Source organism: Flavobacterium sp. F52 (genome assembly GCF_000278705.1).
In the GTDB taxonomy this organism is placed as follows: domain Bacteria; phylum Bacteroidota; class Bacteroidia; order Flavobacteriales; family Flavobacteriaceae; genus Flavobacterium; species Flavobacterium anhuiense.
In genome coordinates this window covers 366,761-379,762 of record NZ_AKZQ01000025.1, presented here as the reverse complement: position 1 = coordinate 379,762, position 13,002 = coordinate 366,761, and the positions used below count along the sequence as shown (strand labels likewise).

The following is a 13,002-nucleotide window of genomic DNA, read 5'->3' as shown; positions in this document are numbered from 1 at the left end:
TCTAAAAATCTAAGAAATCTAAGAAGTCTAAGAAGTCTAAGAAAGTCTAAAAGAAAAATGATTATTTACAACGTTACCACCAATATACACGAAAGCGTTCACGACCAATGGTTGAAATGGATGCAGGAAAAACATATACCAGAAATTCTGGCGACTAATAAATTTTCTTCAGCACGAATTGTAAAAGTTTTGGTTGAAGAAGAAATGGGCGGAATTACCTATTCTGTACAATATATAACAGACAGCAAAGAAACTTTAGAGAAGTTTTATATCGAAGATGAACCTGAATTCCACAGAGAAGCTTTAGGTTTATTTGCCGATAAAATGCTTTCTTTCAGAACAGAATTGGAAGTTATTTCTGAACATTAATTTTTTTTAGTTTTCAGTCGCAGTCTCAATTTTCAGTTCCATAACTGAGAGAAAAGAATGAAAACTTCGTGTCTTTGTCCCAATAGTTATCGGGATTGTGGCAAAAAAAAATAAAGAAGCTTAGTGCCTTTACAGTAAAAAGAATACTTTTGCAGCCTGGTGGCAAACAAGAAATGAAATGGAAAAAGTAAAAGCAAAAAAACATTTAGGACAGCACTTTCTTAAAGACGAAAGCGTTGCAAAAGCTATTGCAGATACTTTAAGTCTTAAAGGATATGATGAGGTCTTAGAAATAGGACCAGGAATGGGTGTGCTTACCAAATATTTGCTTGAAAAGCCAGTTACTACACACGTTATTGAGATTGATACAGAATCTGTAACGTATTTGGATGCACATTATCCAAAATTAAAAGACAAGATTATCTCTCAGGATTTCCTGAAGTATAATATAAATGAAGTTTACCAAAATAAACAGTTTGCCATAATTGGCAACTTTCCGTACAATATTTCTTCTCAGATTGTTTTTAGGACATTAGAACTTAGAGATCAGATTCCAGAGTTTTCTGGAATGTTCCAAAAAGAAGTAGCCGAGCGCATCTGCGAAAAGAAAGGCTCAAAAACCTACGGAATACTATCAGTTTTAGCTCAGGCTTTCTATGATACAGAGTACCTGTTTACGGTTAATGAAAACGTTTTTATTCCTCCGCCCAAGGTGAAATCGGGTGTGATGAGAATGACCCGAAAGGAAGATTATAGTCTTCCTTGCAGCGAAAAGTTGTTTTTTACAGTTGTAAAAACCGCTTTTCAGCAGAGACGAAAAACATTACGTAACAGTTTGAAAACATTAAATTTATCAGACAATTTGCGAGAAGACACTATCTTTGATAAACGTCCGGAGCAGCTTAGCGTAGATGAATTTATTGAACTAACTCTAAAAATAGAAGCCAATGGAGTTCAAAGTTAGTAAAGAATTTATACATCAGTTAGAGGAGCTAATCAATAAGAAAAACGACAGTGAACTGGAAGTTTTGCTTAATGATCTGCACCATGCCGATATTGCCGAAATTTTAGACGAATTAGATTTCGATGAGGCAACTTATATCTTCAAGGTTTTAGATAGTGATAAAACAGCCGAAATTCTTCTGGAACTAGAAGAAGATTTACGCGAAAACATCTTAAGCCGACTTTCGCCAAAGGAAATTGCTGAAGAGCTTGATGAGCTTGAAACCAATGACGCTGCCGACATTATCGCCGAACTTTCGCAGGAAATAAAAGCAGAAGTAATCTCTGAGCTTGTCGACGTTGAGCACGCCAAAGACATTGTTGATCTTTTGCGCTACGACGAAAACACGGCCGGTGGTTTGATGGGAAAAGAGCTTGTAAAAGTGAATGAAAACTGGACTGTCTTGACCTGCGTGAAAGAAATGCGAATTCAGGCAGAGAATGTTTCTAGAGTGCATTCCATCTACGTAGTTGACGATGAAAACCGATTAAAAGGGAGATTGTCACTAAAAGATTTATTGACTTCTTCGACCAAAACTCAAATTGGAGATGTTTATATCCGAAAATTAAATTTTGTAAAAGTTGATACCGAAGATGTTGAGGTAGCTCGTATCATGCAGAAGTATGACTTAGAGGCTATTCCGGTTGTTGATGAGTTGGGCCGATTGGTTGGAAGAATTACCATCGACGACATCGTAGACGTAATCAAGGAAGAAGCCGATAAAGATTACCAGTTAGCGGCGGGTATTACACAAGACGTTGAATCGAATGACAGTGTTTACGAATTAACCAAAGCGCGTTTGCCTTGGCTTTTGATCGGAATGGTGATCGAAATTGTGGCTTCTTTTGTATTGAAAGGAAACGAAGGGACTTTTCAAAAATATTCTACTTTAATCATATTTGTGCCTTTACTTTCTGCGACTGCAGGTAATATTGGTGTTCAGGCTTCAGCAATCGTGGTGCAAGGTTTGGCCAATGGAACTTTAAAAGATTTCAGCCGAGGTTATTTTACTAAAGAAATTACCGTTTCGATGATTTCGGGAAGTATTATTTCTTTGCTTTTATTGGGCTATCATTCTATTATGTATCAGCAGTATTTAGTAGGGTTTGCCATTTCAATTTCGATGATTGTAGTAATTCTTTTTGCCGCAACTTTAGGGACTTTAGTACCGCTTTTTCTTAACAAAAACAAAATTGATCCCGCGATTGCAACTGGTCCGTTTATCACAACGACTAACGACGTATTTGGAATCATGTTATACTTTGGAGTCGCAAATCTGATTCTTGGATTCTAGATTTTTGCCACAAATTAGCCTTTTGCAGTGATTTAAAATCTCTAAAATCTGCGTAATTTGCAGGCGGAAAATGCTGTTTACCAACCAGAAATAAATTAAAGCCAAACCAAAATGAAAGTACACATTATTGGAGGAGGAAACCTTGGGGTTTCTATTGCCTTGGGAATTGCCAAATTCTCGAAAAACAACCAAGTTACTGTCACTAGAAGAAACACTGCAAGTATTCAATATTTATCAGAATATGGAATTACAGTTTCTAACGATAATAAACACAACATTCAGGAAGCCGATGTTGTAATCTTAACTATAAAGCCGTATCAGGTAGATACTGTTTTAGCCGAAATTCTGCCAGTTATCCAAAACAAAACCATTGCTTCTGCAGTTAGCGGATTGTCTTTGGATATGCTTCAAACCAAAACAAATTTTGAGTATCCAGTAGTGCGCATTATGCCAAATATTGCAGCGCAGTTTGGAGAATCTGCAACTTGTATTTCTTTTCCAGAAAAATATGCAGCAAATGCGTCGCCAGTTGTTGATCTATTTCAAGATTTAGGAACAGCTCCTGTAATCGATGAAAAACTAATGGATGCAGCAACTGTTTTAGGTGCGTGCGGAACGGCATATGCATTGCGTTATATTCGTGCGTCCATGCAGGCAGGAATCGAAATAGGATTTGATTCTAATACCGCTTTAGCAATTGCAGCTCAAACGGTAAAAGGAGCGGCTAAAATGCTTTTAGAAGAACGAGTGCACCCAGAACAATTAATCGACCGTGTAACAACACCGCAAGGCTGTACAATTGTAGGTTTAAATGAAATGGAACACAATGGCTTCAGTTCATCTTTAATAAAAGGAATCAAAACTTCTTTGAAACAGATTAAAGGTTAGATTTTTAAAGAAATTCGAATAATAAAAATTCCAAATTCCAATTTTAAAATGGAGTTTGGAATTTTTTGTTTTACAAAGTTAACCACAGTTTTGTCATTCTGAGGAACGAAGAATCACACGAGTAAGTTGACAAAGATTGACGATTTTGAATGCGGAGTTTCTAGTGTGATTCTTCGTTCCTCAGAATGACAAACATTATCGAATAGGTTACAATTGGAATTTGGAATTTTTATTTTTTGGAATTTGATTTAATTAACTGAATATACTTCAAACCACATTCAGAAATCTTCGTATACGAATTCATCGCATTTCCGTAATTCTGAATTGTCAAAGTGTCTTTTACATACAAAGCATCTATTCCAACGGGGATTTCTAAATCTTTAGAATTATCAGAATCAGTATCATCTTCATTGCTAATATCGCCTTCGTATTCGTCCCATTGAATTCCTTCTAAAGAAATATATTTTTCGCCAGAACTACTTTTAGAAAAAATAGCTTTTCCTTTTAAACTTCTGTTTTGAGTCGTAAAAGTATATTTATAGTCTTTTTTATCTTTCGAGATAGTCAATGAGATATTGCAATCTTCAGCTTTAGAAATATAAGTTCCAGAAATAGAATCTTTCGCAGATACGACTGGTTTTTTATTGCTAAAGGAAATTATTCTTTCGGGTTTTTTATCTGATATAGTTTCGGTTTTCTTATTGCACGATACGATAATCGATCCAAAAATAGAAAGATATAGAAGATATTTCGGTTTGTAATTATTGATCATCCTTTGTTGGTCTTTTTGTTGAGAATATATTTTAAATATAAAAAACCTGTTAAACCTGCTAAAAATGAAGCAATAAGAATCGCTATTTTAGAAAAAACAATGATTTCAGGATTTTTGAAAGCAAGAACCGTAATAAATATTGACATGGTGAAACCAATTCCGCCTAGCATTCCTGCGCCTAAAATATGTGCCCATTTTAAGTTTTTAGGCAACATGCACAAACCAGATGTTACGCCAACAGACGAGAAAAGCAAAATTCCTAGCGGTTTGCCCACTACAAGTCCGAGAATGATTCCGTATGTGTTAACGTGATTAAGGCCTTCATGCCAGTTTTCAGTGATTGTTAAGGCCGTATTGGCTACTGCAAACAATGGAAGGATAAAAAAAGCAACGGGCTGATGTAAAAAGTGCTGTAATCGATACGATGAGGTTTTTTCTCCGCCATCGCCAAACGGAATTACAAATGCTAAAATTACTCCTGTAATGGTTGCATGAACGCCTGAATTAAGCATAAAATACCACATTATGGCTCCGCCAATTAAATACGGAATCAGATTATGAACTTTCATTCGGTTTAAGATAAATAGCAAGCCCCAGATTCCGAGAGCAATTCCAAGATTTAAAAAAGAAATTGATGTGGTGTAAAAAACGGCAATAACGATTATTGCACCCAAATCGTCGATAACAGCCAAAGCGGTTAAAAAGACTTTTAATGAGGCAGGAACTTTGTTCCCTAGAAGCGATAAAATTCCGATTGCGAAAGCAATATCGGTTGCCATCGGAATTCCGGCTCCGTTTTGTGTGGTTGTACCGTAATTTAAAGCCAAGAAAATTGCTGCAGGAACTAGCATTCCTCCAAAAGCCGCCATAATGGGCAGCGAAGCATTTTTAATATTAGATAATTCTCCATGATAAATCTCGCGTTCCAACTCCAATCCGATCAAGAGGAAGAAAATAGTCATCAATCCGTCGTTGATCCAGTCGGTTATAGAATGTCCTGCAATTTCCTTTTCCCAAAAAGCAACGTACGGAACTTGAATAGAAGAGTTAGCAAGATAAAGAGATAAAATCGTGACAAAGAGCAAGATGATTCCTCCCGATTTTTCGTTTTCAAAAAAGGCTTTAAAAGTCTTGGTAAGTTTCATTAGGGAAGATTTTCTGAAGATTTATATGATGGATTGCGAAATCCTTATTCTTTCAAAGTTAAAAAAAAATCCGAGCAATAAAAAGTTTAGGAGCAAAGGCACAAAGATTCAGAGGTTCAAAGTTTATTAACATTGGAAAAACTTTGTGGCTTTGTATCTCTGCGAGATTAAATTAACCGTATTTTTGTTTCATAAAAATTCAATTAAAAATGAGCATAAAAATTCTTCATATCGACAGTAATAATCCAATTCTTTGGAATCAATTAGAAGAAGCTGGTTTTGAAAACCACGCCGATTTTAAATCTTCAAAAGAAGAAATCGAAGCAAAAATTCATGAATATAACGGAATTGTAATTCGAAGCCGATTCAAGATTGATAAGACTTTTTTGGACTCTGCAACAAAGTTGCAATTTATTGCAAGAGTTGGCGCAGGTCTGGAAAGTATTGATTGTGAATATGCTTCTGCAAAAGGAATTCATCTGATTGCTGCTCCTGAGGGAAATCGCAATGCTGTTGCAGAACATTCGTTGGGAATGATTTTGTCATTGTTTAATAACTTAAATCAAGCTGATACTGAAGTAAAAGCGGGGCATTGGAATCGTGAAAGCAATCGCGGTCATGAATTGGATTTAAAAACAGTTGGGATTATCGGTTATGGAAATATGGGAAAAGCTTTTGCCAAAAAATTAAGAGGTTTTGAAACAGAGGTTTTATGCTACGACATTTTAGATAATGTTGGCGACGAAAATGCGAAACAGGTTTCATTGGAAGAATTACGCGAAAAAGTAGATGTTTTAAGCCTTCACCTTCCTTGGACACCCGAAACAGATAAAATGGTTAACAGAGCCTTTATAAATGCGTTTAAAAAGCCATTTTGGATTATAAACACTTCGCGTGGAAAAAACATCGTTACAGCCGATTTAGTTGAAGCAATGAAAGAGAAAAAAGTATTAGGAGCTGGTTTGGATGTTTTGGAATATGAAAAACTTTCTTTTGAAACCTTATTTCAAGAAAACAATACGCCCGAAGCGCTTCAATATCTTATGGAAGCTAAAAATGTCTTGCTGACGCCTCATATTGCGGGTTGGACTTTTGAAAGCCATGAACGTCTAGCACAGGTAATTGTTGACAAAATTAAAGCTGTGTATGGCAAAAACTAGGCTGCAACCCTTTAGAATTTAATAACGAGTTTTTTCCTGTAAATTTTATTTAGTGAGATTAGTTTTATTTGTTAATTTTTAATAATATTGTTTCCGAATTTTAAAAGAATGAGTCTAAATAGGTTTGTTTTTTAAAGTTTGGAGAAAGCCGAAAATCCGAAGAGTAGGAATTAATAAATTTTTTAAACGAAGATGGAATTACAAGAAACATCGAATAATTTTGAAGAACAAATCCCAGTATTTAAAGTAGATCCTATCATGGTTTTACTATTTGGATTTTTAACTTGCGGATTGTATTTAATTTATTGGAATATTAAAGTAGCTGAGGTTTTTAATGCTGTAGCAAAAAGAGAAGTTATTTCACAGCCAGTTGCAATTTTTGCAGGTTGTTGTATGCCAGTGAATATTTATTTCTATTACTTGGCTGGTAAAGATGCATTGCCAAAAGTATATGAGAAAACTGGTGAGCTTCAAAAAGACCAATCTACTTTATTAATTGTTTTAGGATTCTTTTTTCCTATTGCGGCGGCAATGATTGTACAAGGTGATATCAACAGATTATATAAATAATACGCAAACAAGACGTAAAATTTACGGAATTATCGGTGCAGCAATTACACTGATAGTTCCGTTTTTTTTAATGCTTCATAATCATAATGATCATTTAGAAACCGATCAATCATTATGCCCTTTTAAGATGCTGACAGGTTTTCCGTGTCCAGGATGCGGAATTACCAAATCCTTAGTCTATTTTTATCAGGGAGATCTATACAAATCAATTTCTTATCATATTTTGGGTCCTTTTGTTATTGCTTTTTGTGCCGTAACGATTGTTGTTTTGACTACAGAATTAATTACCAAAAAAGAATATTTTAACGCACTTTTATACAACAGAAAGTTAGCTTATGGATTGGCTATTTTTCTAGGCGTTTATCATCTTATAAGATTGATTTTATTTGTGAGAAACAACTCTTTTGATGATATCTTGCATCAGTCAATTTGGTTTTAAAATTCAATAATCTGATTTTGCAACAGTCAGATTTGTTTGTTTAAGTACAGTTTTAAGAATACTAAAAATTAAGATCATGGAAAATACAAAGAGAGAAGATTGGAACAATCCGCGTTATGGGCAGGAAAATAAAAAAGTGCTAGCTGGAATTTTAGCTATTTTATTAGGATATCTAGGAATCCATAAGTTTTATTTGGGTTATACTAAAGAAGGAATAATTCAGCTTCTTCTAGGTTTGGCCTTTGGAATTGGCGGTATAATTGGTGTTATTGAAGGAATTATATATTTAACCAGAGACGATGAAGAATTTTATAAAACCTACCAAATTGGTTACAAAGGCTGGTTTTAAAAGAAAATATACTTATCTCTAAATCCTATTCAGAAATGAATGGGATTTTTTTATGCTTAAAAATGTCGTTTTCTAATACAATTTTGACTTTTATGTCCTGAAAATTAAATCAATAGTGGGTAACCTTGCGCTTAGTTAAAAAGTAAAGGAGAAACCGAAAATCCTTAAGAGTAGGGAAATTTTAAAAGATTTGTTATGTTAGAAATGTACAAAAAGGTAGTTTTTGAGAACTACGCAAATTTTAGTGGAAGAGCTAGAAGGCAAGAATATTGGATGTTTAGTCTTATAAGTATCGTGATTTATATTGTACTAAGTGTTTTTGGTCTTATTCCTGCAATTAGAATCGTCTTTTCAATTTTAAATTTAATATTTTTATTAGGTATTATGATCCCGTCCATTGCTGTAGGAGTTAGAAGAATGCATGATGTGGGCAAAAGTGGATGGTATATAATAATTCCTGTTTATAGCTTAATTTTAGCTTGCACGGAAGGTGAAAAAGGACCAAATCAATACGGTGCTGATCCTAAAAATCAATTAGAAGAAATTAATGAAATAGGAAAAGAATAATTTTTCTCGTTTGAATAAAAAAAGCCGTTTCAATTTTTTGAAACGGCTTTTTAAGTTTTATTAATCTTCTTTTTCAGATAATTTCTTTTCTAATTCGATTTGAAACTCTTCAATTACAGGTTTCATTGTGCTTTCTGGAATATCTGCAATTCTAATGTACATTAAACCATCAATTGCATTATTGAATAATGGATCAACGTTGAAAGCTACTACTCTCGCATTTTGTTTGATGTATTTCTTAATTAAAACAGGCAGACGTAAGTTTCCTGGTTCCAATTCATCAATGATTTTGTCAAACTTATTCAAATCAGATTCTGCTTCGTCAAAAATAAAATCTTTGTCAGCGTCTTTCAGTTTTACTTTGTACGCTTTCTTAGGGTGAATGTATTGCGCAATATACGGATCGTAATAATTCGATTTCATAAACTCAATCATCAATGATTTAGAGAAATCTGAAAACTGATTACTGATACTTACTCCGCCAACCAAATATTTGTGTTCAGGATGACGCAAAGTAGTATGGATAATACCTTTCCATAACAAGAATAAAGGCATTGGTTTTTGCTGATATTCTTTTACGATAAACGCACGACCCATTTCGATCGATTTGTGCATCATATCATGCAATTCTGGTTCAAATCTGAAAAGGTCTGTCAGATAAAAACCTTCAATTCCGTATTTTGGATAGATTTCAGAACCTAATCCCATACGATAGGCACCGGCGATTTTTTTTGTTTCATCATCCCATAAAAACATATGGTGATAATATTGATCGTATTCGTCAATATCAATAGATTCGTTTGTTCCTTCACCAACTTCACGGAAAGTAATTTCCCGTAAACGTCCAATTTCATGTAAAATATTCGGAATTTCCTTTGCGCTTGCAAAGAAAACTTCATAATTTTTGCTTTGTAAAAACCTGCTGTCACTATCACGTAATGCTTGAACTTCATCAATCAATTTTGATTCGCTTGCAGGCGTAACAATTTTTTTAGGCGCTTTAGGTATTTTAAGGCTCGCGGTGTCAATCAGTTTAGTGTCTTTTTCAAACGGATTAGCCAGCATATAGGTTTTCTTTCTTAAGAATTCTGAGTATTCTTCAAAAGATTCAATTTCATTTTGTTCACTTACAGAAATCGGTTTTCCAATACGCACTTTAATAACGCGGTCTTTTTGTGTTAAAAGTTCAGAAGGTAATTTTGCAGTACGTAAAGTATCATCAATTTTAGAAAGCCAGTAGAATAATTTACTGTTTTTGGCATGAAAGTAAATAGGAACAACCGGAACTTTGGCTTTTCTGATTAGTTTAATAGCACCTTCTTCCCAAGGTTTGTCCACTACTAATTTGCCATCTTTGTAAGTTGAAACTTCACCCGCAGGAAAAATTCCTAAAGGTTTTCCGTCGCTCAAATGACGTAATGTTTCTTTGATACCAATTACACTCGATTTTGCATCCTTATGATTTTCAAAAGGATTAACCGGCATAATGTATTTTTTCATCGGAACAATTCTATGTAATAAGAAATTGGCAATGATTTTGAAATTTGGCTCTCTTTCAAGCATTAATTTCAAAAGCAGAATTCCATCAATTCCTCCAAGCGGATGATTAGAAATGGTGATGTACGCACCATCTTTTGGCAGACGTTTTAAATCTTCTTCAGGGATTTCGAACTTAATTTCCATTTCGTCCAAAATTCCATTCAAAAAGTCAAGGTCTTCCAAATGTTTATTACGATCGTAAATTTTATTAAGGGTCGAGATCTTAAGAACCTTCATAAGAATCCAGCCAGAAAAGGTACCGAAAACTCCGTACTTTTCAACATTTATTGCCTTTGCAACTTCTTTCGCGGTAACTAAACCCATGTACTACTTTTAATTTATTAGAACAGCGAACAAAGATAACAAAAAAGTCTACTTTTCATTGTTTCCAAGATAAACTTTGCACTTTTTTATTACATTTGGAATCCTAAAAAAATCACTGATGAAAATTATTTCTTATAATGTAAACGGAATTAGAGCGGCAATAAACAAAGGCTTTATCGAATGGCTGCAACAAGCAAATCCTGACGTAATATGTCTTCAGGAAATAAAAGCTACACAGGATCAAATTCCGGTAGATGATATTACTGCAGCAGGTTATCCGTTTCAATATTACTATCCTGCAACCAAAAAAGGGTACAGCGGAGTAGCAATTCTTTCTAAAACAAAACCGAATAATATTGTTTACGGAACAGGAATTCATCACATGGATTTTGAGGGAAGAAATCTTCGTGCAGATTTTGATGATGTTTCGGTAATGAGTTTATATCTTCCATCTGGAACAAACATTGAAAGGCTAGATCATAAATTTATGTTTATGGATGATTTTCAAAATTATATTAATGAATTAAAACTTACGGTTCCCAATCTGATTATCTGCGGAGATTATAACATCTGTCACGAAGCGATAGACATTCATGATCCGGTTCGCAATAAAACGGTTTCAGGATTTCTTCCTGCAGAACGCGCTTGGTTGGATGCCTTCATGAAATCTGGCTTTATCGATAGTTTCCGTCATTTCAACAAAGAACCGCATCATTATTCTTGGTGGAGTTACCGTGCTGGAGCAAGAGGAAATAACAAAGGTTGGCGTATTGATTATAATTTGGTAAGTAATGTTTTAGAGGACAGGTTAAAAAGAGCTGTTATACTTCCAGATGCTATGCATTCAGATCATTGCCCGATTTTAGTTGAGATAGATTAATTTTTGGTATTGTTCTTGCTGAAAAGTTTAAGTTTTAAAATTGCAATTGGCATTGAATTTTGAAATTTAAAAATTATTAAACGCCCAAAATAAAAACCAATTAAAGAGATGATTAAAAAAGCCTCCATCGGATTACTAGCATTAGCCTTGTCCACGACTTCATGTGTTTCTAAGAAAATTTACAATGATCTTGAAACCAAATATTCTGATTTGAAAAAAGAAAACCGTTCTATTGCTGATGAAAACGAAAGTTTAAAGAAAGCAAAGAATCAGTTAGAAACCGATCGTGATAAATTGACTAAAGATTTAGCAAATGCTAATGATGATTTGGCAAAACAAAAAGCTGATCTTGCTGCCGAGCAAAAGAAATACAAAGTGCTTCAGGATTCTTATAATGCATTGGAAAAAAACAGCAATGATGCATTAGAGAAAAACATGGCTAAAAACCGTGAATTATTAGCGCAGTTGGAAGCAAAAGGAAAAGCTCTTGCAGATGAGCAAGCTCGTTTGGATAAAACGGCTAATCGTTTGAAAGAACTTGAAGATATGATTGCAGCAAAAGAAGAAGCAATGCGTAAACTGAAAGAAACTTTATCTAAAGCTTTAACTGGTTTTGAAGGTAAAGGTTTGACAGTGGAACATAAAAATGGAAAAGTATATGTTTCTATGGAAAACAAATTGCTTTTCAATTCAGGAAGCTGGGCTGTTGGCGCCGAAGGTAGAAAAGCAGTTGTAGAACTTGGAAAAGTTTTAGGTGATAATCCAGATCTTTCTGTTTTGATTGAAGGACATACAGACGATGATCCGTACGCTGGTTCTGGACCAATTGCAAACAACTGGGATTTATCGACAAAAAGAGCAACTGCAATCGTTGCGATTTTAAGCGAGAATCCTAAAATAAATAAACAAAAATTAACTGCAGCAGGACGTAGCGAGTTTTCTCCTCTAGCGAGCAACGCAACTCCAGAAGGAAAAGCTAAAAACCGTAGAATCGAAATTATCTTGACTCCAAGATTGGATGAGATTGCTGAGATGCTTAATAGTATTAATTAAAATCCTGAGTTGCCAAGGTTCTAAGATGCTAAGATTTAAAGAAAAGGCTCAAAGTTCTACTTTGAGCCTTTTTGCTTTTGGAATTCGAGATTTGATTATTGGAGTTTAAAATTTTGTAACTTTGGTTTTTATAAATTAAAGAATGATGGGACTTCCAGAATTAAAAGAGAAAATAAAGAATCAATTGGATTTGGCTGACGAAAGAGTTCTGCGAATTGTTTCTTCTGTATTTGATAATTATTTAAATGAAGTGGTTTCGTATGATGCGAAAGGAAATCCTGTGACATTAATTGATTATCATAATAAAGTAGAAGAAGGTTTAGAGGATATTAAATACAATCGCATAATTTCAAGTCAAGATTTGTCAAAAGAAATGAAAGATTGGGATAATGAATAAACCAACAGTTTTTTGGTCAGAGCATGCAAAATTAGATTTGAAGGAAATTTATTTTGAATTTAAAGTAAATATTCGAAAGAAACGGCATTAAAAGTTAGAGACGAATTATTTAATAGTGCGAACAATATCATTTTTGCCGAGCAATTTCAATTCGATGAATATAGAATAGATTGCCGTAGAATTGTGGTTAGAAATTTTAAAATTCTATATAAAATCAAAGAAGATTCTGTTTTTATTGTTAGAATTTTCAACA

The 13,002-nt window shown here is 34.1% G+C and carries 15 protein-coding genes; 12 read left to right on the top strand and 3 right to left on the bottom strand.

What is annotated here, in order from left to right; genetic code table 11:
* Window positions 1-57 precede the first annotated feature (57 nt).
* The 4 genes from FF52_RS11220 to proC all read left to right on the top strand — a co-directional run bounded on the left by FF52_RS11220 (window position 58) and on the right by proC (window position 3,554).
* Entirely contained in the window at window positions 58-369 is a 312-nt protein-coding gene (locus FF52_RS11220) for a DUF4286 family protein (protein ID WP_008465514.1), read from the top strand.
* A 178-nt stretch (window positions 370-547) separates the two neighbouring features.
* Window positions 548-1,333 carry a 16S rRNA (adenine(1518)-N(6)/adenine(1519)-N(6))-dimethyltransferase RsmA gene (gene rsmA / locus FF52_RS11215; protein WP_008465513.1) on the top strand — a complete coding sequence of 262 codons (786 nt, stop codon included), beginning with the start codon at window positions 548-550 and terminating at the stop codon, window positions 1,331-1,333.
* On the top strand, window positions 1,317-2,666 hold the full coding sequence (gene mgtE, locus FF52_RS11210; protein ID WP_008465512.1) for a magnesium transporter: 1,350 nt from the start codon (window positions 1,317-1,319) through the stop codon (window positions 2,664-2,666). Before rsmA ends, mgtE begins: the two co-directional genes overlap by 17 nt.
* Before the next feature lie 111 nt (window positions 2,667-2,777).
* Window positions 2,778-3,554, top strand: a complete 777-nt coding sequence (proC, locus tag FF52_RS11205) for a pyrroline-5-carboxylate reductase (RefSeq protein WP_008465511.1) — start codon at window positions 2,778-2,780, stop codon at window positions 3,552-3,554.
* Between the two features lie 229 nt (window positions 3,555-3,783).
* Here the strand turns inward: proC and FF52_RS11200 are convergent, their stop codons facing one another.
* Together FF52_RS11200 and nhaA are read right to left on the bottom strand one after the other, a co-directional pair.
* On the bottom strand, window positions 3,784-4,326 hold the full coding sequence (locus FF52_RS11200; RefSeq protein WP_008465510.1) for a hypothetical protein: 543 nt from the start codon (window positions 4,324-4,326) through the stop codon (window positions 3,784-3,786).
* Window positions 4,323-5,471, bottom strand: a complete 1,149-nt coding sequence (nhaA, locus tag FF52_RS11195) for a Na+/H+ antiporter NhaA (RefSeq protein ID WP_008465509.1) — start codon at window positions 5,469-5,471, stop codon at window positions 4,323-4,325. Before nhaA ends, FF52_RS11200 begins: the two co-directional genes overlap by 4 nt.
* Before the next feature lie 209 nt (window positions 5,472-5,680).
* On the opposite strand from nhaA, the gene FF52_RS11190 reads away from it, so the two are divergent.
* The 5 genes from FF52_RS11190 to FF52_RS11170 all read left to right on the top strand — a co-directional run bounded on the left by FF52_RS11190 (window position 5,681) and on the right by FF52_RS11170 (window position 8,556).
* Complete coding sequence (locus FF52_RS11190) at window positions 5,681-6,631, top strand: 2-hydroxyacid dehydrogenase (RefSeq protein ID WP_008465508.1); 951 nt, start codon at window positions 5,681-5,683, stop codon at window positions 6,629-6,631.
* Window positions 6,632-6,823: 192 nt separating this feature from the next.
* Window positions 6,824-7,201, top strand: coding sequence for a DUF4234 domain-containing protein (locus FF52_RS11185; protein ID WP_008465507.1), 378 nt, complete (start codon window positions 6,824-6,826; stop codon window positions 7,199-7,201).
* Entirely contained in the window at window positions 7,176-7,640 is a 465-nt protein-coding gene (locus FF52_RS11180) for a DUF2752 domain-containing protein (RefSeq protein ID WP_008465506.1), read from the top strand. Before FF52_RS11185 ends, FF52_RS11180 begins: the two co-directional genes overlap by 26 nt.
* A 76-nt stretch (window positions 7,641-7,716) precedes the next feature.
* A complete protein-coding gene (locus FF52_RS11175) occupies window positions 7,717-7,989 on the top strand; it encodes a TM2 domain-containing protein (RefSeq protein WP_008465504.1) in 273 nt (90 codons plus the stop codon).
* Window positions 7,990-8,184: 195 nt separating this feature from the next.
* Window positions 8,185-8,556, top strand: coding sequence for a DUF805 domain-containing protein (locus FF52_RS11170; RefSeq protein WP_008465502.1), 372 nt, complete (start codon window positions 8,185-8,187; stop codon window positions 8,554-8,556).
* 60 nt (window positions 8,557-8,616) lie between these two features.
* On the opposite strand, the gene FF52_RS11165 is transcribed toward FF52_RS11170, so the two are convergent.
* A complete protein-coding gene (locus tag FF52_RS11165) occupies window positions 8,617-10,419 on the bottom strand; it encodes a GNAT family N-acyltransferase (protein WP_008465499.1) in 1,803 nt (600 codons plus the stop codon).
* A gap of 118 nt (window positions 10,420-10,537) precedes the next feature.
* Here FF52_RS11165 and FF52_RS11160 point away from each other — a divergent pair, with 118 nt between their 5' ends.
* The 3 genes from FF52_RS11160 (at window position 10,538) to FF52_RS11150 (ending at window position 12,749) form a co-directional block, all read left to right on the top strand.
* Window positions 10,538-11,299: an exodeoxyribonuclease III gene (locus FF52_RS11160; RefSeq protein ID WP_008465497.1), complete on the top strand. Its 762-nt coding sequence runs from the start codon at window positions 10,538-10,540 to the stop codon at window positions 11,297-11,299.
* Between the two features lie 108 nt (window positions 11,300-11,407).
* Complete coding sequence (locus FF52_RS11155; RefSeq protein WP_008465496.1) at window positions 11,408-12,352, top strand: OmpA/MotB family protein; 945 nt, start codon at window positions 11,408-11,410, stop codon at window positions 12,350-12,352.
* A 142-nt stretch (window positions 12,353-12,494) separates the two neighbouring features.
* Window positions 12,495-12,749: a hypothetical protein gene (locus tag FF52_RS11150; RefSeq protein WP_157498583.1), complete on the top strand. Its 255-nt coding sequence runs from the start codon at window positions 12,495-12,497 to the stop codon at window positions 12,747-12,749.
* Window positions 12,750-13,002: the final 253 nt, after the last annotated feature.

What these genes read in the sequence shown, in the direction of transcription:
- FF52_RS11155 (WP_008465496.1), top strand. Translation starts at nt 11,408, where the DNA reads ATGATTAAAAAAGCCTCCATCGGATTACTAGCATTAGCCTTGTCCACG.
- FF52_RS11150 (WP_157498583.1), top strand. Translation starts at nt 12,495, where the DNA reads ATGATGGGACTTCCAGAATTAAAAGAGAAAATAAAGAATCAATTGGAT.
- proC (WP_008465511.1), top strand. Translation starts at nt 2,778, where the DNA reads ATGAAAGTACACATTATTGGAGGAGGAAACCTTGGGGTTTCTATTGCC.
- FF52_RS11185 (WP_008465507.1), top strand. Translation starts at nt 6,824, where the DNA reads ATGGAATTACAAGAAACATCGAATAATTTTGAAGAACAAATCCCAGTA.
- FF52_RS11190 (WP_008465508.1), top strand. Translation starts at nt 5,681, where the DNA reads ATGAGCATAAAAATTCTTCATATCGACAGTAATAATCCAATTCTTTGG.
- FF52_RS11165 (WP_008465499.1), bottom strand. Translation starts at nt 10,419, where the DNA reads ATGGGTTTAGTTACCGCGAAAGAAGTTGCAAAGGCAATAAATGTTGAA.
- FF52_RS11175 (WP_008465504.1), top strand. Translation starts at nt 7,717, where the DNA reads ATGGAAAATACAAAGAGAGAAGATTGGAACAATCCGCGTTATGGGCAG.
- nhaA (WP_008465509.1), bottom strand. Translation starts at nt 5,471, where the DNA reads ATGAAACTTACCAAGACTTTTAAAGCCTTTTTTGAAAACGAAAAATCG.
- mgtE (WP_008465512.1), top strand. Translation starts at nt 1,317, where the DNA reads ATGGAGTTCAAAGTTAGTAAAGAATTTATACATCAGTTAGAGGAGCTA.
- FF52_RS11170 (WP_008465502.1), top strand. Translation starts at nt 8,185, where the DNA reads ATGTTAGAAATGTACAAAAAGGTAGTTTTTGAGAACTACGCAAATTTT.
- FF52_RS11160 (WP_008465497.1), top strand. Translation starts at nt 10,538, where the DNA reads ATGAAAATTATTTCTTATAATGTAAACGGAATTAGAGCGGCAATAAAC.
- FF52_RS11220 (WP_008465514.1), top strand. Translation starts at nt 58, where the DNA reads ATGATTATTTACAACGTTACCACCAATATACACGAAAGCGTTCACGAC.
- rsmA (WP_008465513.1), top strand. Translation starts at nt 548, where the DNA reads ATGGAAAAAGTAAAAGCAAAAAAACATTTAGGACAGCACTTTCTTAAA.
- FF52_RS11200 (WP_008465510.1), bottom strand. Translation starts at nt 4,326, where the DNA reads ATGATCAATAATTACAAACCGAAATATCTTCTATATCTTTCTATTTTT.